At 60.5% G+C, this 18541-nt stretch carries 18 protein-coding genes and 2 pseudogenes; 15 read left to right on the forward strand and 5 right to left on the reverse strand.

The features are described from left to right. The first annotated feature begins 308 nt into the window (after positions 1–308). The 5 genes and pseudogenes from RZS28_RS01475 to RZS28_RS01495 all read left to right on the forward strand — a co-directional run. Positions 309–1103 carry a hypothetical protein gene (locus RZS28_RS01475; RefSeq protein ID WP_407339454.1) on the forward strand — a complete coding sequence of 265 codons (795 nt, stop codon included), beginning with the start codon at positions 309–311 and terminating at the stop codon, positions 1101–1103. 31 nt (positions 1104–1134) lie between these two features. Beyond that, positions 1135–1815: a TerC family protein gene (locus RZS28_RS01480; protein ID WP_407339455.1), complete on the forward strand. Its 681-nt coding sequence runs from the start codon at positions 1135–1137 to the stop codon at positions 1813–1815. Between the two features lie 75 nt (positions 1816–1890). Next, entirely contained in the window at positions 1891–2646 is a 756-nt protein-coding gene (locus RZS28_RS01485) for a carbonic anhydrase (RefSeq protein ID WP_407339456.1), read from the forward strand. A 279-nt stretch (positions 2647–2925) separates the two neighbouring features. Then, positions 2926–3105, forward strand: a pseudogene (locus RZS28_RS01490) (DNA-binding response regulator); the annotation flags it as partial. 135 nt (positions 3106–3240) lie between these two features. Continuing rightward, positions 3241–3741, forward strand: a pseudogene (locus RZS28_RS01495) (adenylate/guanylate cyclase domain-containing protein); the annotation flags it as partial. A gap of 94 nt (positions 3742–3835) precedes the next feature. Here RZS28_RS01495 and RZS28_RS01500 read toward each other — a convergent pair. Beyond that, positions 3836–4798, reverse strand: coding sequence for an NAD(P)H-dependent flavin oxidoreductase (locus RZS28_RS01500; RefSeq protein WP_407339457.1), 963 nt, complete (start codon positions 4796–4798; stop codon positions 3836–3838). Between the two features lie 384 nt (positions 4799–5182). Here RZS28_RS01500 and RZS28_RS01505 point away from each other — a divergent pair, with 384 nt between their 5' ends. Together RZS28_RS01505 and RZS28_RS01510 are read left to right on the forward strand one after the other, a co-directional pair. After that, complete coding sequence (locus RZS28_RS01505; protein ID WP_407339458.1) at positions 5183–6553, forward strand: UDP-N-acetylglucosamine-peptide N-acetylglucosaminyltransferase; 1371 nt, start codon at positions 5183–5185, stop codon at positions 6551–6553. 130 nt (positions 6554–6683) lie between these two features. Further along, entirely contained in the window at positions 6684–7610 is a 927-nt protein-coding gene (locus RZS28_RS01510) for an MBL fold metallo-hydrolase (RefSeq protein WP_407339459.1), read from the forward strand. On the opposite strand, the gene RZS28_RS01515 is transcribed toward RZS28_RS01510, so the two are convergent. The 3 genes from RZS28_RS01515 to RZS28_RS01525 all read right to left on the reverse strand — a co-directional run bounded on the left by RZS28_RS01515 (position 7595) and on the right by RZS28_RS01525 (position 10274). Further along, the gene (locus tag RZS28_RS01515) at positions 7595–8383 is read right to left on the reverse strand and encodes a DUF1499 domain-containing protein (protein ID WP_407339460.1); all 789 of its coding nucleotides are present in this window, start codon (positions 8381–8383) and stop codon (positions 7595–7597) included. The two genes, RZS28_RS01510 and RZS28_RS01515, sit on opposite strands and share 16 nt — an antisense overlap. 165 nt (positions 8384–8548) lie before the next feature. Then, positions 8549–9505, reverse strand: coding sequence for a DnaJ C-terminal domain-containing protein (locus tag RZS28_RS01520; RefSeq protein WP_407339461.1), 957 nt, complete (start codon positions 9503–9505; stop codon positions 8549–8551). A 238-nt stretch (positions 9506–9743) separates the two neighbouring features. After that, the gene (locus RZS28_RS01525) at positions 9744–10274 is read right to left on the reverse strand and encodes an RT0821/Lpp0805 family surface protein (protein ID WP_407339462.1); all 531 of its coding nucleotides are present in this window, start codon (positions 10272–10274) and stop codon (positions 9744–9746) included. A gap of 44 nt (positions 10275–10318) precedes the next feature. On the opposite strand from RZS28_RS01525, the gene pdxH reads away from it, so the two are divergent. The 3 genes from pdxH to RZS28_RS01540 are packed head-to-tail and all read left to right on the forward strand — an operon-like array spanning position 10319 to position 12008. Next, positions 10319–10933, forward strand: coding sequence for a pyridoxamine 5'-phosphate oxidase (gene pdxH / locus RZS28_RS01530; protein ID WP_407339463.1), 615 nt, complete (start codon positions 10319–10321; stop codon positions 10931–10933). After that, complete coding sequence (locus tag RZS28_RS01535; protein ID WP_407339464.1) at positions 10930–11412, forward strand: NUDIX hydrolase; 483 nt, start codon at positions 10930–10932, stop codon at positions 11410–11412. The genes pdxH and RZS28_RS01535 overlap by 4 nt, the downstream gene beginning before the upstream one ends. A gap of 8 nt (positions 11413–11420) precedes the next feature. Continuing rightward, positions 11421–12008, forward strand: coding sequence for a TIGR02301 family protein (locus tag RZS28_RS01540; protein ID WP_407339465.1), 588 nt, complete (start codon positions 11421–11423; stop codon positions 12006–12008). A 214-nt stretch (positions 12009–12222) separates the two neighbouring features. On the opposite strand, the gene RZS28_RS01545 is transcribed toward RZS28_RS01540, so the two are convergent. Beyond that, on the reverse strand, positions 12223–12522 hold the full coding sequence (locus tag RZS28_RS01545; protein ID WP_407339466.1) for a hypothetical protein: 300 nt from the start codon (positions 12520–12522) through the stop codon (positions 12223–12225). 514 nt (positions 12523–13036) lie between these two features. On the opposite strand from RZS28_RS01545, the gene RZS28_RS01550 reads away from it, so the two are divergent. The 5 genes from RZS28_RS01550 to RZS28_RS01570 all read left to right on the forward strand — a co-directional run bounded on the left by RZS28_RS01550 (position 13037) and on the right by RZS28_RS01570 (position 18325). Next, on the forward strand, positions 13037–14023 hold the full coding sequence (locus RZS28_RS01550; protein ID WP_407339467.1) for a P1 family peptidase: 987 nt from the start codon (positions 13037–13039) through the stop codon (positions 14021–14023). 616 nt (positions 14024–14639) lie between these two features. Beyond that, positions 14640–15161 (forward strand): hypothetical protein, encoded by a 522-nt coding sequence (locus RZS28_RS01555; protein WP_407339468.1) that lies wholly within the window; start codon positions 14640–14642, stop codon positions 15159–15161. Positions 15162–15539: 378 nt separating this feature from the next. Then, the gene (locus tag RZS28_RS01560; protein WP_407339469.1) at positions 15540–16271 is read left to right on the forward strand and encodes a DNA-binding response regulator; all 732 of its coding nucleotides are present in this window, start codon (positions 15540–15542) and stop codon (positions 16269–16271) included. 220 nt (positions 16272–16491) lie between these two features. Next, positions 16492–17502 carry a c-type cytochrome gene (locus RZS28_RS01565; protein WP_407339470.1) on the forward strand — a complete coding sequence of 337 codons (1011 nt, stop codon included), beginning with the start codon at positions 16492–16494 and terminating at the stop codon, positions 17500–17502. Positions 17503–17725: 223 nt separating this feature from the next. Beyond that, the gene (locus tag RZS28_RS01570) at positions 17726–18325 is read left to right on the forward strand and encodes a hypothetical protein (RefSeq protein WP_407339471.1); all 600 of its coding nucleotides are present in this window, start codon (positions 17726–17728) and stop codon (positions 18323–18325) included. Positions 18326–18541 lie beyond the last annotated feature (216 nt).

Raw genomic sequence — 18541 nt, forward strand, 5'->3', positions numbered from 1 at the left:
CTAAACGATTAACGGACGCCTTACCCGCGCAGCAACAGATTAACCGCGAAAAATGTCTGGAATGCGGCCCGTTCTGGTACGAGTCGCTGAACCGGGCCAGTCGCGCGCTAAGATCACGCTGGATCAAAGACCCAATGCGCGGGAGATTTATATACCCTCGACTGGTGAATGTCGTCTGGAGACCGGCCGCTTCGCCTTGTTTGCATAAGCTTCAAGGATATTGGAATGTATCCATCGGCGGTCAAATAGGCGGCTCGATCGGCGAACCATGCGTTTGGCTGTAGCTTCGCAGTTGGGATGACGCCCAGGTGACTCACGAGCCCATTCGCGTTCTCGTCACCGGCTTCGCCGGCTTTCCGGGCGCGAGGAGAAATCCGACAAGCCGGCTGATCCCCGCGCTCGGCAAGCACAAGTCGAGGCTGGCGCGGTTCGGCGTCGAGATCGAGCTCCATGTCCTCCCGGTCGTCTATGCCGCGATCGCGCCGCGTCTCCGCGATTTGGCGGACGGTTTCAAGCCCGACGCCATTTTGCATTTCGGCCTCGCGGCGCGCCGCAAAGTTTTTTGCGTCGAGACGAGGGCCTTGAACCGGATGAGCATTGTCCATCCCGACGCGGCGGGAGCCATGAGCGGAGGCCGCTCGATCATTCCGGGCGGGGCCTTCATCGCAAGAGCGACCTTCCCGTCCGGCCTTATCGCGGCGGCGATCCGTCGCGCCGGGATCAAAGCGCATTTGTCGATCGACGCCGGCGATTACGTCTGCAACCAGACGCTTTATCTCTCCCTCGCCACGACGAATGCGCGGTCCATTGGCTTCATTCATATGCCTCGACTCGCGCGTCGCCGTCCATGCAAAGATCGCCGCAAGGACGCAGCGGCCGAACGTCGGCCGACGTTCGACGAAGCGATGCGCGCCGCCCTCATCGCCATTCTCGTCACGGCGACGAAGCTGCGCCGGGCTCAAGCGTCGAAGCTTCAGAGCGGAGCGCTTCTGACAGAGGCGGAGGCCCTTTCGCGTCAAGAAAACGTGATAAGAAACGCGAAGTCTTTTCATGTTTGCGATGAAACGAAAGATGCGCCGCTCGTCGACCGCGCGAGCGCTTGACCGCGCGCCAATCCTGGCCTAGCTGCAATCAATGGACTCCGGCGCCGCGGCTTTGCTGATCCCCCTTCTCGAAATCATCTGGATCGACATTCTCCTCTCCGGCGACAACGCCGTGGTCATCGCTCTTGCGTGCCGCTCGCTCCCACCCCACCAGCGCAGATGGGGCATTCTGCTCGGGTCCGGCGCGGCCGTGCTCTTGCGCGTCGTCTTTACTTTTCTCGCCGTTGAACTGCTGGCCTTGCCCCTCGTCAAGATCGCCGGCGGCATGCTCTTGCTTTGGATCGCGATCCGGCTTGTCGACGAGGAAGAAGAGGAGGAGATCCAGCCGGCCAACACGCTGTGGGCGTCGATTCGCATCATCGTCGTCGCCGACGCCGTGATGTCGCTCGACAATGTGATGGCGATTGCGGCGGCCGCGAAAGGATCGGACCTGCTCGTTATTTTCGGTCTCGCCTTGTCGATCCCGCTTATTGTCTTTGGGTCGACCTTGCTGCTCTCGCTCCTCAACCGGTATCCGGCTCTCATCTGGGCGGGCGCGGCCCTGCTCGGCTGGATCGCCGGCGAGCTCATCGGCGCCGATCCCAATCTCGTCGCTTGGCTGCGGCCGCGCGCACCCGGCCTCGAAGTTTGGGGCGCGCCGGCCGGGGCGCTTTTTGTTCTTGCTGCGGCCTGGATGTGGGGCCAGCTCAGAGCTGCGGCGAAGCGCGCATAGAGTTTCTTAGAGTTTGCAAAAGAGAAAGGGGAGCCGGCGCGCCGGAAAACAATCCTCTCCTCGGGAGTATAAAACATGAATCGTCGTCGAATGCTGAAGGCGCTTGCCGGGCTCGCATTGTGCCCCGTTTGCGCGAATATCGGATTCGCAGCGGAGGAAGCGCATTGGAGCTACGAAGGCGCGCATGGTCCGGACCATTGGGGCGATCTCGACCCGGCGGACCGCGTCTGCTCAATCGGAACGCAGCAATCGCCGATCGCCATCGACAGCTCGATCGAGGCTGAGCTCCCGCCGCTCCAAATCGCTTGGGCGCGGCAGGCCGATACGATCGTCAATAATGGCCACACGATTCAGCTTAATTTCAGCGAGGGCGGCGCGCTGACCGTCGGGCCGGAGCGCTATACCTTGGTTCAGTTCCACTTCCATCATCCGAGCGAGCATCTCATCGATGACAAGCGCTTTGCGATGGAGGCGCATTTCGTTCACCGCAACGCCTCCGGCTCCCTAGGCGTGGTCGGCGCGCTCATCGCGACCGGGAAGCCTAATCCTGTCTTCGCCAAAGTTACGGCGACCATGCCCCCAAGCGAAGGTCCGCCGGTCAAGGCCGAGCCCGATATCGATCCGGCCGGATTGCTGCCGGCCAAGCGCGGCTATTATCGCTATTCAGGATCTCTCACGACGCCGCCCTGCAGCGAAACCGTCGACTGGTTCCTGCTGCGCGATCCGATTGAGGTCGCCGAGGCGGATGTCGCCGCCTTCGCCAAGCTTTATCCTTTGAACGCCCGGCCAGCTCAAAAGCTCGATCGCCGTTTCGTGCTGCGCTCCGACTGAGGCGAATCGCGCCGCTTGCTTGGCGCATTTTCGAGCGCATCGAAAATGCGCCATTTCTCCCGTTGTCGCGTTTTCCCCTGGAGGCTCCGAATCTCCGCTGGAATGGTCCAAAGTCGCATCGATCGAGATAAGCCCATCCAGGCCGGATAGGACCGAATTTTTTTGCGTAAAGCGACCGTATGTAGAAAATCGCACCCATTGATGTAAATAATGATTATATGCTGTCGATAATGCCAAATCGAAGTTTCGGAGCGCACGGCATAGGGGCGATTAACCCGAATGGCGGACCAGGTGCACATCCTCATCGTCGATGACGAATCAGGGATCGGCGAAATCATCGAAAAATATTTGACGCTGCATGGATTCCGGGTCGCGAACAGCGAACGCGGCCCCGAGCCAGGCCCCCTTGTCGCCGCTCCGCCAAACGATCTTCTTGTGTTCGATTTCAACGAGCCCGGCGAGGACGGCCTGGCGCTTACCCGGCAGCTGCGGGATCGCAATGTGGGAACCGTCCGAATCCACACGGTTCTTCGCCACTCCAACCGCGTCGCCCCGAGCCCCAAGCCGCGCAGGGGCTTTCGAACCGCAAGCAAGATAACGCGTAAGATCGCAGCCATCATGGCCGCCGATGTCGCGTTCTACTCGCGGCTCGTCGCCGATAATGAAGAGGAGACGCTGCGCCTCCTTTCAAACTATCGTGAGGTTTTCGACGATTTCGTCGACCGCTATGGCGGACGGGTCTTCAATACCGCCGGCGATTCGGTGATGTCCGAGTTTAGTTCGGCCGTCGAGGCGATGCGCGCCGCGATCGACATCCAGGAAGTGCTGCGCACCCATAATCTCGCTTATCCGCCGGATCGATGGCTGCAGTTCCGAATCGGAATCACCATCGCGGACGTGGTCGAGCGCCAGGGCGAGCTTCTCGGCGATGGCGTCAATCTCGCGGCACGGCTCGAAAGCCTCGCCGCCCCCGGCGGGATTTGCATCTCGCGCGCCGTGCATGAAGCGGTGGTCAACAAGGTCTCGGTCATCTTCCGCGACCTCGGCGAGCAGACCGTGAAGAACATCCCAACCCCGGTTCACGCCTTTGTGGTCGATTGGCCGGGCTTGACGGTCGATCCCGCCTGAGGCGAGCCTTGCCGCCACGCGCAGGACCCGACGCGCATCGCTTGAAAATGCTCCAGGCGCCTCACGCGCGAAAAAGATCCTGTTTCGCGGAAAAATACTCGCTGCGCATCCTGGCGATGACCTCCGCCGCCGGCGGAATGTCCTCGATCGCGCCGACGCCCTGCCCGGCGCCATAGATGTCGCGCCAGGCCTTGGCCGCCTCCGCCGCTTTGCTCTGCTCGAAGCTCATAGTCTTGCCGCGCTCAGGCAGATGATCGGGATCGAGTCCCGCGTCAGTCACGCTTTGGCGCAGATAATTGCCGGGAACGCCGGTAAAGTAGGGTGTATAAATAATCCCCGAGGCGTCGCTCTCGACAATCATCTGCTTGTAGCGCTGGTCGGCGTTGGCTTCCTGCGTGGCGATGAAGCGCGTGCCGACATAGGCGAAATCGGCGCCGAGCGCGCGCGCCGCGAGAACCCCGCGCCCCGTCGTTATGGCTCCAGCCAACGCAATCGGGCCTTGCCAGAATTTGCGGATCTCCTCGACCAGAGCGAAAGGCGAAAGCGTTCCGGCATGGCCGCCGGCGCCGGCGCAGACGAGGATGAGCCCATCGACGCCGGCCTCAATCGCCTTCTTCGCATGGCGGACGCTGATCACGTCGTGAAAGACAAGCCCGCCCCAGGCGTGGACGCGCGGCGCGACTTCGTTCGGCGCGGAAAGGCTCGTGATGATGATCGGAACTCTATGCTTGGCGCAAAGGTGGAGATCATGCGCGAGCCTGTCGTTCGATGCGTGAATGATCTGATTGACCGCGAAAGGCGCGACTTCGGCTTGCGGATGCGCCGCTTTGAACGCGGCGAGCTCAGATGTGATCCGGCTGAGCCAATCGTCGAGCGCCTGCATGGGGCGCGCGTTGAGCGCGGGAAAGGCCCCGATCACGCCGTTCGTGCATTGCGCGATTACGAGATCAGGATTTGAGATGATGAAAAGCGGCGCGCCGATAACCGGCAGCGACAGAGGTGGCAGCTGTTCCGGCGAAGCCATCGCATTCCCTTCGCTTTAAATATTTGCCAAACAGGCGCGCTGCGCTTCGTCGAAGGGGAGACGCCCGTCTCGCGCGCTTCCGCCGCAGACATAGAACGCATCCTGCCGAAGGGCCGCAACTTTCACTAATGCGAATGATCGCACTTTATTCCGGTCCCCATTACGGCCCGATTTTTGCTTAACTTCTCTCGCGATCCACGCGATCCTCGAACGGGCAGGACAAGGCGCCCCGACGCCAATTTACCGACGATCGATCGCGCCACCATTTAGCCGCGCACCGGTCTGTTTTCCTGCTCCATCCGCTTCGTGCGGAATCGGTTTCCATTTTCGGGATCATGCTCCAGCGCGTCGCGCCGAGGCTTATCGCCGCGTTCAAAGGATGTCATGAAGCTTCATCTCGAAAGCCGCGACATGTGCGAATGGTCTGGGCTCGGCGACCTGCGCGAGGGCTTGCGCGCCAAGCTTGCGCGAGGCGAATCTGGGAAGGTCTCGCCTTTCCTGCTGCTCGCCATGTCCGGCGTCAGCGCAGGCGAACAACGCGATTGCTCCGAACTCTGGATGAGAGACCGGCAGGCGGCCTGCGCCGACGATCGCGCCGCCCTCGCCTTCACGTTCGACCCGGCCGCGCGGCCAAAAATCCGGATCGGCTATCTTTCCTGCGACTTTCACGAACACGCGACTTCGCTGCTGCTCGTCGAAATGCTCGAAGCGCATGATCGCGCGCGTTTCGAGCTGTTCGCCTATTCCTATGGCGCTGACGACGGAAAAAGCATGCGGCCGCGGCTCGAGGCCGCGTTCGACCATTTCATCAATATCGAACCCCTCTCGAACATTGACGCGGCGCGCGCGATCCACGCCAACGGCATCGACGTCCTCATCGACCTCAAGGGCTATACGCAGCACACGCGCACGGCGATCCTTATGTTCGGCCCCGCGCCGGTCCAGGTGAATTTTCTCGGCTATCCCGGCACGCTCGGGACGACCATGTGCGATTATATCGTCACCGACGGCTTCCTCACTCCGGCGGCGAGCGCCAAGGATTACAGCGAATCTTTCGCCTATCTGCCTCATTCCTATCAGCCGCATGGCCGCAAGGGGCTGATCGGCAAGGCGCCGACGCGAGCTGACGTCGGCCTGCCCGAGTCGGGCTTTGTGTTTTGCTGCTTCAATCAGGCCTATAAGATCACTCCGGAAATATTCGACGTGTGGTGCCGTCTGCTGCTGGAAGCGCCGGATAGCGTCCTCTGGCTCCTGAAGAACGACAAAGCCGAGGGCAATTTGAAGAACGAGGCGTTCTCGCGCGGCGTCACGGCGGACCGGCTGGTCTTCGCTGAGGATTTGCCGCAAATCGATCACTTGGGCCGTCTCCAGCTCGCCGACCTCGTTCTCGACACTTCGCCCTATAATGCGCACACGACCGCCAGCGACGCGCTATGGGCGAGCGTGCCGCTCGTCACCTGCTCCGGCGATACTTTTCCCTCGCGCGTCGCGGGAAGCATTTTGAGCGCGATCGGGCTCAGCGAGCTGATCGCGACCGATCTCGACGCCTATTTCGATCTGGCCTATGAATTCGCGACCAATCCGACCCGCCTCGCGACCGTCAAAGCCAAGCTTGCCGCCAACCGGCTGACGACGCCGCTTTTCGACATCGAAGCCTATACGCGCGACATAGAAGGGCTTTACGAGATCATGTGGCGACGCTACCGCGATGGCGAAGCGCCGGCCTCGATCGGCGCGGTTCCCATCGCCGGTTGAGGCCGCGCCCTGCTTTCCCGAGCAGGCGTCGGGGCAAAAATTGATCCAACCTTGCGAGTCAGGAAAAGCATCTGAAAACGCGCTTCCGAGCTTTGCCGTCTGGTCCAGAGCGAGCTCGCGGGAATCTCGCATGAACGCAAAGCCGCAGCCTGAAGAGATCTCCTTCAACCGCTCCTTTGAGGGCCGCCCCGGCGAGCTCGTCCGGCTTTCGCCCCTGGTGCGCCGGATGGTCGCCGGCAACGCCGGACCGATGACATTCACCGGAACCTGCACCTATGTCGTCGGCAATGGGCAGGCGGCGGTCATCGATCCGGGTCCCGACGAGCCCAGCCACATCGCGGCGCTGCTCGACGCCCTGCGCGGCGAAACCATAACCGCCATTCTAGTCACCCACACGCATAGGGATCATTCGCCGGGCGCGCGCGCGCTGAAGGCCGCGACCGGCGCAAGAATTCTCGGCTGTGCGCCATATCGCTTGGCGCGCGACCGCTTGGAAGGAGAGATCGGCCGGCTCGACGCGGCGAATGATTTGGACCACGCGCCCGATGCGGTCATGTCTGAGGGCGATACGGTCGGGACCGCCGAATTCACGCTCGCCTGCGTTGAGACGCCCGGCCACACGATGAACCATCAAGCTTTCGCGCTTTTGCAGGAGGACGCGCTATTTTCGGGCGACCATGTCATGGCTTGGTCGACCTCCGTCGTGACGCCGCCCGATGGCGCGATGCGCCATTATATGGCGTCGCTCGAAAAGCTGCGTGCGAGGGAAGACAAAATCTATTGGCCGGGGCACGGCGGCCCCGTGACGGAGCCGCAGCGCTATGCGCGCGCCCTCGCGCAACACCGGCGGGTTCGCGAAGCGTCGATCCTGTCGCGTCTCGCGGCGGGCGACAGGACGATCGCGGCTATCGTCGCGCATGTCTATGAAGGCCTCGACCCCGCCCTGCGCATGGCGGCGGCCTTATCGGTCTTCGCCCATCTCGAGGATCTCGTCGAACGCGGGCTCGTCAAGGTCGAAGCGCCGGCGACGCTCGGGGCGGTCTATCTCCCGGCCTGATCGGCTTTGTCGACCTCGGCCGTCAGAGCCGCTTCGAATATTTCGACATTGCGTTGATTGGCGCCGAAATCGGAAAGAGCGAAACGGGAGACGGAGCGAAGATCGACGCGCGTCTGACCGGCGAGCGGACGAATCCTCAAGGTAATGTCGCAAGGGAAGCCGAGGATCAGGCTGCGCGCGATCGCATCGATATGACCGAGACCGGAGCGGCCGCCTGGAGGCTTCTGATCGACAATTCGCCAGCCGCTCGCAACGATCGCCTTCAATATGGACTGGTAGGCCTCCGGCGCGTCGAGATCGAGCAGGATCGGCTGAACTTGCGGATAGACCTGCAACTGCCGCTTGCGCATCTGCACGGAGACATTGGGCGGCGTGAATCCGCCGCGCGCCGCCAGCGCCTGCCGCGACAATGAGAAAACCGGCGGATCGACAATATCCGTCGATAGATCGACGAGGCGTGGCAGACGAGCCACCTTCTCGACGAGATAGGCCGGATAGGCCAAAAGCAGAAGCGCGACGAAAAGCCCCGCGGCGGCCTGCCCCGCGCCCTTGCGCCCGCTGCGCCAAATAACGACGAAGGCCACGAGTGCGCTCAAGATCGCGGCGAAGGCGACGCCAACCGAGCCAGCCAGAACCGCGAGCGTCGCCGGCGGATCGAGCCCGCCGCGCGCGACGACGACGCCCACGAGCGCGACGGCCACGGAAAACGCCGCCAGGCGCCAGCTCAGCAAAGCCGTCGTGGAATAAGGCTCTTCGACGATCAGATGTCGCATCGCCGTCCTTTGCTCGCGACTGCTCGCCATCGACCGGAAGGCGCGCCCGGCGGCTGCCGAGGCGCTCGCTCAAGCCGTCCCGCCGGACTCTCGACGCGCCTAAGAATGCTCTAAAGCATTTTCAGTCGGACCGTGTCCAGTTCCGCGAAAAATGCGCCGGAAGGCTCACGCCATGTCGCCGCGTGGATTATAGGGCTTCTGGCTTTCCCATTTGCGCATCAGGCTCGTGAGTTCGGCGTCGGGCTCGTCCGGCAGGACAATCCGCAAGGTCACCAGCAGATCGCCCGCGGGCCCATGCGGCTGCGGCAGCCCCTTTCCGCGCAAGCGCAGAGTCCGGCCCCCGTTCGAGCCCGCTGGAACGGCGAGCTCCACCGTCGCGTCGAGCGTCGGCACATTGACCTTGGCGCCGAGCACGGCCTCGTAGAGGGTCACCGGCAGATCGAGCCTCAAGTCGCGCCCATCGACGCGGAAATAGGGATGCTTGGCGATGCGCACCGTCACCATCGCATCCCCTGGCTCGCCGCCGAACGGGCTCGGCTGGCCTTGACGCTTGAGGCGGATCTGCTTGCCATCCTCGATGCCGGCCGGCACCGAGACCTCCAAGGTGCGGCCGGTCGGCAAGGCGACTCGGACGGTCGCGCCCTTTACCGCCTCGGCGAGGCCGACAGTCACCGTGGCGTTCACATCCTCGCCGCGCGGCGGCGCGCTTGGCCCGCGCGCTCCGCCTTTGCGGCCGGCGGCAAAAAGATCGGCGAAAAGATCGCTGGCGTCGAACCCCTGGGCGCCTGGGCGTCCTCCAGGGTTGAATTCGAAGTGCTCGAAACCGGGGCCGGCGCCGGCATGGGTGCGGCGACCCTGGCCTGGGCCGCCCGCGCTAAACCCCTCGAACCCTTGAAACCGCGGTTTGCCCTCGGCGTCGATTTCGCCGCGGTCGAAGGCGGCGCGCTTTTTCTCGTCGCCCACGATCTCATAGGCGGCGCTGACCTCGGCGAATTTCTCCTTCGCCTTGGGCTCCTTGCTTTGGTCGGGATGATATTTTTTCGCGAGCTTACGAAAAGCCTTCTTGATCTCGGCCATATCGGCCGATTTCTGAACCCCTAGAACCGTATATGGATCACGCATCGATGAGCCCACTCCCGCGCTCGCCCATTCACCGGCGCCAGCGCCAATGTCTCACCGCGGAATTTGGGGGATCCGCCCGCCTGGCGCAAGGCTTCCGACGCTTATTCGCCGCGGCGCGGCGAAAACCGAATTCGAGGCGCTCTGGGCACGATAGGGAAAGCCACGCCAATTGCAATCAGGTCACGTTCAATCAGAAACCTGAGAGGCAACTTTCGATGCGGATTTATTGGGCCTTGCTCTAGATTTTCTTTGAGGGCGCAACTTCGGCGATCGTCCAATCTCCCCCCTTCTCCGTGCAGGCGGTTCCCCGCATCGATTGCTCATTGCCCTTACGTTCGATCTGGCTGACAAAGATGCGGCAGATCCGTTCATTCGCGGGATAGGCTTTGCCAACGGGCGTGAAGGACCCCTTGTTGCCCGACTCCGGGTTGTCCCAGCCGACCACTGAGCCATTGCCCTGCGGATCGAGGGCCGTCGCGAGGGCGGCCTTGGCCCGGCGCCAATCCTCGGGGTCGAGCTGATGTTCGAGAGAGGATTTCTGAATTGAGCCGGTTGCGTCCTCGCTCGACGTCGAGGACGCCAGGGTGGCGATCGGCATCGAGAAGGAGCAGCCGGCGAGCGTTACGGCAAGGCCCGCCGCCGCCATGCAAGGCGCGCCGAGGCCCAAGGCCCATCCATCGAAGCTCCTGTCCGCCCTGTTCTTTTTTTCTGTAAAAGGCCCGCCGCCGGACTTATATCGACGATCGTGGCGTAACAGTTTTTCAGTCACGAACCAGCCGCTCACAAAAAGTTTACCCTCCTGGAGATGTACGCTTGAACAAGTTAACGGGGCGTGACTTCACTGACGCGACCGAGCCATATGAATTATTTGCGTCATGGTTCGAGGCGGCCCAAAAGAGCGAGCCGAACGATCCGAATGCGATGGCGCTCGCAACGGTCGACGCGGACGGATTGCCGAATGTGCGGATGGTGCTGCTCAAATCCGCCGAGCCCGGCGGGTTCGTCTTCTACAGCAACGCCGAAAGCGCCAAGGGCGAAGAGCTTCGCACCAACATGAAAGCAGCTGCTGTCCTACATTGGAAATCGCTGCGGCGGCAGGTTCGCTTGCGGGGGACCGTGACGCGCGTCGCCGACGCGGAGGCTGACGCCTATTTCGCGAGCCGGCCTTTGCAGAGCCGCATCGGGGCCTGGGCGAGCCAGCAGTCGCGTCCGCTCGAAAGCCGCTTCGCCCTCGAGTCCGCCGTCGCGAAATTTGCGGCGAAATTCGCTTTCGGCGAAATTCCTCGTCCACCCTATTGGACCGGCTATCGGATCGCGCCGCTTTACCTGGAGTTCTGGTCGGACGGGGCGTTCCGATTGCACGACCGGATCGTATTTCGTCGGCAAGCGCCTGACGAAGCTTGGCGCAAGGAGCGGCTTTATCCGTGACGTTTGACGATCCCATCTCCGCCGTTGAACCACGGTGGCGCTCGGAGCGGATCTATCCGCCCTATCCTATGCTGGCGGTAAGCATAGCCGTCTTCCGAGCCGGCCGAGTTCTTCTCGCCGCGCGCACGCGGCCGCCCTGTGCGGGCGCCTTTTCGCTTCCGGGCGGACTGGTCGAGGCCGGCGAAAGTTTGGAGGAGGCCGCATTGCGCGAATTGCGCGAGGAGGTTCGGGTTGAGGCTCGCATCGTCGGATTCAACCGGCATGTTGAATGGATCGATCGAGACGGCGCCGGCAAAGTTTTGCGCCATTATGTGATCGCGTCCTTTGTCGGCGAATGGATCGCCGGCGCCGGCGAGCCAGGGCCGGAAGCGGGCGAAATCGTCTGGACAGCGCCCGCGAGCCTGCCGCAATTTGCGTGCACGCCTCATGTCGCCGACGTCATTGCGTCGGCGGAAGTTTTGCTGAGTTCGAACCTTTGAGGCGCGCCTTGAATTTTTTTCGGCGGCAAACCCGACAAGAAGCCTCGCCTGGCGATCGGCGCGGCAAAACGATCCCCGATCTGTCGCTTCGCGCTATTTCGGGCGCCATCGCCGTCGCCTTGATCCTGGCTCCCCCGGCGCAGGCGCAGCAAACTCACAAATCAGCGCATTCTAGGCCGCACGCCAAAAGCGCTTCGGCCAAGAGCGCCCATGCCAAGCCAAAATCACCGGAAGCCAAGCCGGCGGAGCCGCCCGCGCCAGGTCCCGAGACGCCGGCCTCCGAGCCGCCGCCGCCGCCTTATGAGGCGCAGGTTCTGAGGCTCGCCGAGATTCTGGGCGCCCTGAGCTATCTCGACGAACTCTGCGGATCGGGCGATTCAGCCGAATGGCGCGCAAGGATGCAAGCGCTTCTCGAAGCTGAAGCGAAGACCACGTTCAGGAAAGAGCGGCTGGCCGGAACCTTCAACCGAAGCTTTCGCGGTTACGAAAGGTCCTATCGCGTCTGCACGCCGAACGCGCAAGCCGTCATCAACCGTTTCCTTGCGGAAGGGGGACGGCTCACGCATGAGGTCGTCAATCGCTTCAGCGCCTCGTAAGGGCAACGGGCGCGCCTCTCCGCATCGAGGGATGCGGAGGCGAATAGAGCGGCGGCGCTAGAGCGCTTCCCGATCAGATCGAATGATCTGATCGAAAAGGAATCGCTCAAATTCAAAGAGTTGGAGCATGTTCTCATCGAAAAAGTCGATCAACTTTTTCGATGAGAACATGCTCTAGTCCGCCGCGCCCCTCGCCAATAGCTTTCAAATCAAATCAATGACGATCCTGGATGCCGTCATGCACTTGCACGAGGACATTGCCTTGGACCCAGGTGAAGCCCGCGTCGGGATGGGCGCAATTGATCTCGCGCTCGATAATCAGGCGGTCGCAGAGCTGCACGCAGATATCTTCTATCGGCGCGTCGGTGTCATTCTCTTCGGTCATGCGGTCGATCGAGATTTCTCCCCATTCTTCGCCATCGATCATGTGGATGATGAAGACTTCCTCATGCCCATGCGCGCCGTGATAATTCACCCTGAATGTTTCGCCGCGATATTGAAATTCACGTATCATGTGACCCGCCGATTTTTGTTTATGGGTTCGCGATGGGACCGGTCGCCGATCCCGATGCTGTGATAATGCAAAGCGCGGCGACGATAAGCATGTGCGGAAGTCGAGGTCAAGTCAGCCCTGTAGAAATACACTGCGCGGCTCGATAAGATCGCACAATGTTTGTGCGATGCACATGTCAGGCTGAGCCTATACCGGCGCCGTAGATCGCTATAAAGATCTCAAATGCAGAGCGCTATATAATATCGTATTATATTCTTATTTTCTGCGTCAGTATTAAAGCATTGAGAGCTTTCGTGGCTTCGCAAGCGCAAAAGAGCTCGGAGAAGCATGGCTTTCGCCTCTCGCGCGCAGCGCCGGCTCCGGAAATGCGTTCAATGAGGCTGCGACAAATTGTCAGACGCGGGGCGCCGGCAAATTGGGAAGGCGCGCCGCGGCCGGGCTGCGGCCATTGACCTCGCAGGGCGGAGTTTCGATAGTTGCAAGGAGCGTCCGTTCCATTTGCGCTGGGGCTTTCATGAAAAATCTTATCACCGACATCCCTGGCCTTCGCGTTGGCCACGCGCAGGACGAAAAACTCGGCTCCGGCGTCACCGCGCTTATTTTCGATGCGCCCGCCATCGCCTCGATCGCGGTCCATGGCGGCGCCCCGGGCCTGCGCGACACAGGCCTGCTCGAACCCGAGATGATCGTCGAACGGATCGACGCCTTGGTCCTCTCGGGCGGCTCCGTCTATGGGCTCGATTCCATGGGCGGCGTCGTCGCATTCCTGCGCGAGAACGGCCGCGGCTTTCCGGTCCGCGACGTCAATGTCCCGATCGCGCCGGGCGCCGTCCTCTTCGATCTGCTCAACGGCGGCGACAAGAATTTCGGCGCCGAACCCCTCTATTGGCGTCTCGGCCGCCACGCCGCAGCAGCAGCGGCGACGGAATTTGCGCTCGGCAGCGTCGGCGCGGGCTATGGGGCGACCACCGCCAATCTGAAAGGCGGCCTCGGCTCGGCGAGCGACGCCACCTCGAACGGCTTCACCGTCGGCGCCCTCGTCGCCGTGAATGCGGTGGGACGCGCCACAATTGGCGATGGTCCGCATTTCTGGGCCGCGCCCTACGAAAAAAATGGCGAGTTCGCCGGCCTCGGCTGGCCTTCGCCGTGGCCGGCGGACGCGCTCGATTTTCACATTAAAAGCCAAGCGGCGGAAAACACCACCATCGCTATCGTCGCAACCGACGCGGCGTTGACCAAGGCCGAAACGAAGCGCCTCGCCATCATTGCCCATGACGGCATGGCTCACGCGCTGCGCCCGAGCCATGCGGCGATGGATGGCGATACGGTCTTTGCCGCCGCTACCGGCGCAGCCGACAAGATTCCGTCGCTTAGCGACAAGATAGAGGTCGGCATGCGCGCCGCCGATTGTCTCGCCCGAGCCATCGCGCGGGCGGTTTTTGAGGCGACCTCCCTGCCCTTCTCGGGCGCGCCCCCGAGCTGGCGAAACCGGTTCTGCTGATGGCGGCAGCGCAATTTGTGGAATCAACGCAGCGAAGCGTTTGGCAGGTCTACGCAGATCATGCAGCGAGAACAGCATTCCAGATTTCGGGGCCGTTTTGCGTTTGATGGGAAGCTTGATGAGTTCGAACTAACCTTTCCTGATACGTGAGCTCAACTGAGCGTCCGCGTTCCCATTTTGAATGGCGGGTTCCCAGGTAATTCGCCTCGCTTCTTCAGTTCGCGCCAGAACTGGAAAAAACACTTTGCGATTGCTCTTATTCACAATAATGAACGTGCCGCGACGGTTTCGAGGAAGAAGCGCAGACACGCAACGTCATAGCCCTCGTCTCCGCATAAGCAGCGGCTTGGCGCTATCGAGGACCTGAGCGGTACGGCACTCATCCTTTGAGGGAGACGAAAGGGGCCGCATCATTCCGGCGCGACGCTCCAAGAGCCGTGAAAGATGACGATAAGAATGAAGACAGGTAAGGTATTCTACTTAGGAGCATAACGATGCCGAAGAAGGGCGAACCTTGTACAACTACGGGGATCTACAAGGCCATCCATGATAAAGACCACAAACAGCCGCATGAAGTAAAAATGGTGAAAGGGCACAAGTTTCCGCCGTGTAATCAATGCGAAACTGGACCAACTTACGAATTGGTTCGCGAAGATCCGAATCTGATTCGCTAAACTTAATCTTCTATGGCGCGCTCTTTTTTAAAGGCGCGCCAATTTTTTTAAATTTTATTTTTGCTGTTATCAGCCATGTATGGGTATGGGGTCATGCCAGACCAGCGCTTGGGGACGACATGGCGCATGAGCTGCGCTTAGCCCATACGGCGATGGAGGACGATGCGATCTTCGCCGCCGCGACCGGCGCGGCGCGCTCCGACTCTTCGCGACAAGATCGAGATCGCCCGCGCCGTCTGGGAGATCGCGGCCATGCCGATTCCAAGCGCCCTGCCGAGCTGGCGGCGCAAGTTCGCGACGAAAAAGCGGAACTGACCGAGCGCGCCCGAATTAGCCCGCATCCCCGGAAGAAGCACAAATCCAAGGGCGCGATGTCTCATCCAGTTGGCCGAGATCCGTGTCCCGCGAATCCGTGGGAAACGGGCTTCCATATGACAGAAAGATCGCCATCTTTAAGCGCGTGAAAGGGCCGACGCCAAACACGCAGCCAACCTTTCGGCTATGCGGCCCTGTCGCCAAGAGAGCCGCTTGGAGCCTGAATTGAGCTCAGATCACGGACCTGGAAGATAGGGGTTCGTGCGTGCGGACTATATTTTGACGCGTAGAGGCAGGAAAAATAGCGCCAGAGCTGTAGATCATTGGTGCAAAAATTGTTTCAGGTCCAGCTTGCAAAGTAGTAATTTTGATAAATTATTTACGCTAAATACGCTGAATGCTCCGATCTTGCTCTTGAGCTTAATCTCAGTCTTAGCCTGAACGTTGTCCATGGTTTTATTGAACTGCTAAATTGATTTTTGTCCAAAAGTATTAACTCAGTTCTTAATTATTTTGAAAGCCTGAGCATGCCGAACAAGCAGGTAATTCTCGTCGTCGAGGATGAAGCCTTGGTGAAGGACGCGCTCGTCCTCGAACTCGAAGACGCAGGATTCCAGGTGGTCACGGCCGAAAATGGAGATCAAGCTTCATATATCCTGCCGAAAATGCCGCAGATAGACCTTTTGCTCACCGACATCAGAATGCCGGGCCGGGTCGATGGGTGGGTTCTGGCCGATATGGCGAGATGCCGACGTCCGAATCTGCCGGTGATCTACACGAGCGGATTTTCCCCTCAGCAGGGAATGGAGGTCGAAGATAGCATCTTCCTCCCGAAGCCTTATCGCCTCGGCGACATGCTGAAGGCGATCGAGGAAATATCCTCGATCCATGAGAAGTTGCACTCCGCGAACAAACGGCCGGAAGCGTCGAGGGACGAGCTCGAATCGCTCAACGAAGACCTGCGGACGGCAAGCGCAAAACTGATGGCGCATATCGATGAGCTAAGCCCCGCCAACAGCAATATCGCCAATAAGATTCATGCGAGAGAACGGCCGCATGATCTCGACGTCGTCACCAAGCGTGAAATCGAGACGCTTGAATGGGCCGCCGAGGGAAAGACGGTCAAGGACACGGCGATTTTGATGCGCATCTCCGCTGAGACGGTCAAGACGCATCTTGAATCGGCCTGCCATAAATTGAAGGCGCTCAATCGCTCCCACGCTATCAGCAAAGCGATTCGAGCGGGGTTGATTCATTAACGACCGCAGCGCTCCTGTCTCCATCAAGCGGGACGCGGCTGCCGGGATAATCGCGTAGAATTGCATTGGAGATCTGAAAGAAGTTCGCGACGTTTTCAGAGGAATCATTTATCGCTTCGGCCGGCGGCGGGATCGCCGGCGCGGAAGACGCCCGCCCCAGGCAAGATCGGCTCGAAATAAGATCGGCTCGAAAGTCTCATCGCGGCGGGAGGAAGCTCGAATGCTCAAGACCATCTTCGCGAAGCGCGTTGTGGCCTTTGCGATCCTCGGCGGCCTCCTGTCGGCGCCGGCCATCGCCGAAGAAAAAGCGCCGCAAAACTCCCCGGTCTGGACGGACCCGGACATCAGCGCGCTGCCGGATGACGCGCATGGCCGCCAAGTGCGGCGCGGGCGCGACCTCATCCTCGCGACCTTCGCTTATATCGGCCCCGAGGTCCAAGACCCGGCCAAACGCCTGGCGGGCAATAATCTCGCTTGCGGCAATTGCCATCTCGAAGCGGGAACCAAGAAATTCGGATTGGCTCTTTTTGGGATCTATGGGGACTTTCCCAAATATAGCGCGCGGGTCGGCGCGGATATTTCGATCGAGGACCGTCTCAATTCCTGCATGACGCGCAGCATGAACGGCCGGCCGCTTCCCGCGAAGTCTCCGGAAATGGAGGCGCTGGTCGCCTATGTCAAATTCCTTTCCTCGGGCGTCTCGCCCGGCGAGCAAGTTCCGGGGCTCGGGGCTGGCAAGATGCCGGAGCTCGATCGGGCCGCCGATCCCGCGCGCGGCAAGCTGATCTATGAGCGCGCCTGCCTCGACTGCCACAATACCAATGGCGCCGGCGTTCCGCGCAGCCCGCAAGCGATGATCCTCGGCTATGCCGTCCCGCCGCTCTGGGGACGCGACAGTTTCAACACCGGCGCGGGCATGGCGAGGCTCATCATGCTGGCGAATTTCGTCCATTCCAACATGCCGCATGGAAGCGATTATCTGGACCCGATGCTCTCAGTCGAAGAGGCCTGGGATGTGGCGGCCTATGTCGAATCGCAAGAGCGGCCGCATAAGGCAGGGCTCGATCATGATTTTCCAAACCTGCTGGATAAGCCCGTCGATGCGGCCTATGGGCCCTACGCGGATGGGTTCAGCGAGGCGCGACATAAATACGGGCCCTACGCGCCGATCCGCGCTGAAGTGGAGCGTCTGAAAGCCGAGAAGGACACGATCCCGAATAAAGCGCGATAATTTCCGCGCCGCACGATTGGGGCCGGCATCGTCGGCTGTCTCTCTATTTGAATTTCGGATTTCGAGCCGAAGCGGGCGTTCCCCGATGTGCCAAATTCAAGAATTAAGGGACACACGACGAGAACCATTTTGGGCAACCGCTCGACGGCAAGAACGCGCCATGAGCGGTCTTTCACAACTCCTTCCGTTATCGTCTAAGTGTTACTGATCGGGAGATGTCGCAATGAAAGATGCCGGCAAGGAAAGGAGATTCGTTGTCGATTTGAAGAAGCTACCACCTCTATTCCCCACTCATCGCCACAGTCCGATATTTTGGGAGAATCTTGGTCGGACCATCGCAACGTTTGGCTTCCTTGAGGAAGTCTTGGGAAAAGCAATTTTTTCATTCACCGCGACAACTCTACACAAAGAAAATGAAATTGACGCCGCCTACCAAAGATGGCTACCGACTCTTGAAAGAGCTATAATTGATCCTTTGGGCCACTTAATCGAGGCATACGGTAAGGCTGTCCGTAATAACTCCGCAGCCACCATCGAGAATCTCGAAAAACTGCTGGATGAACTTCGGAGGGCTTCGGCAATCCGGAATGTCCTATGTCACGGCTCGTGGCGATTGCCGGAGAAAGACGGAAAGTCACTTCCTTTCTTTGTAAACAAACAAAAAATGATATGGGACACGCCCATCGACACACCCTTCTTGGAACAAACGCAGCAAGCCGTCGCAGAGTTGGCATGCGAGATTGTCACCACAGTCACGCACATGGGATGGCAATTTCCGGGCTCCAACGGCCCTGGGAAGGTAATATTTGAAAAACGAGGTTAGCCGAGGTCAGGGCGACCACTTCCAAAATGACAGTTCAGGGTTAAAGGCCGACGATAGCGCTCTGTTGCCCGCCTCGCCTGTAGTTCCTTACATATCAGCCACCTATAGTGTGTAGAAATCTTGGGCTAATCTCTGCTCTCAACCCGCAGCGGAACTTCAAACTGAACCATTGCCAGACGGCCGCGCCTTTTGCCCCGGCCGCGCCGGCGTGTTAGG

The organism is Methylocapsa polymorpha (assembly GCF_045689225.1).
GTDB lineage: Bacteria > Pseudomonadota > Alphaproteobacteria > Rhizobiales > Beijerinckiaceae > Methylocapsa > Methylocapsa polymorpha.

Excerpts from the sequence above, each read along its gene's own strand:
- RZS28_RS01480 (WP_407339455.1), top strand. The coding sequence starts at position 1,135 with ATGGACTCCGGCGCCGCGGCTTTGCTGATCCCCCTTCTCGAAATCATC.
- RZS28_RS01485 (WP_407339456.1), top strand. The coding sequence starts at position 1,891 with ATGAATCGTCGTCGAATGCTGAAGGCGCTTGCCGGGCTCGCATTGTGC.
- RZS28_RS01500 (WP_407339457.1), bottom strand. The coding sequence starts at position 4,798 with ATGGCTTCGCCGGAACAGCTGCCACCTCTGTCGCTGCCGGTTATCGGC.
- RZS28_RS01505 (WP_407339458.1), top strand. The coding sequence starts at position 5,183 with ATGAAGCTTCATCTCGAAAGCCGCGACATGTGCGAATGGTCTGGGCTC.
- RZS28_RS01510 (WP_407339459.1), top strand. The coding sequence starts at position 6,684 with ATGAACGCAAAGCCGCAGCCTGAAGAGATCTCCTTCAACCGCTCCTTT.
- RZS28_RS01515 (WP_407339460.1), bottom strand. The coding sequence starts at position 8,383 with ATGCGACATCTGATCGTCGAAGAGCCTTATTCCACGACGGCTTTGCTG.
- RZS28_RS01520 (WP_407339461.1), bottom strand. The coding sequence starts at position 9,505 with ATGCGTGATCCATATACGGTTCTAGGGGTTCAGAAATCGGCCGATATG.
- RZS28_RS01545 (WP_407339466.1), bottom strand. The coding sequence starts at position 12,522 with ATGATACGTGAATTTCAATATCGCGGCGAAACATTCAGGGTGAATTAT.
- RZS28_RS01550 (WP_407339467.1), top strand. The coding sequence starts at position 13,037 with ATGAAAAATCTTATCACCGACATCCCTGGCCTTCGCGTTGGCCACGCG.
- RZS28_RS01555 (WP_407339468.1), top strand. The coding sequence starts at position 14,640 with ATGCGAAACTGGACCAACTTACGAATTGGTTCGCGAAGATCCGAATCT.
- RZS28_RS01560 (WP_407339469.1), top strand. The coding sequence starts at position 15,540 with ATGCCGAACAAGCAGGTAATTCTCGTCGTCGAGGATGAAGCCTTGGTG.
- RZS28_RS01565 (WP_407339470.1), top strand. The coding sequence starts at position 16,492 with ATGCTCAAGACCATCTTCGCGAAGCGCGTTGTGGCCTTTGCGATCCTC.
- RZS28_RS01570 (WP_407339471.1), top strand. The coding sequence starts at position 17,726 with ATGAAAGATGCCGGCAAGGAAAGGAGATTCGTTGTCGATTTGAAGAAG.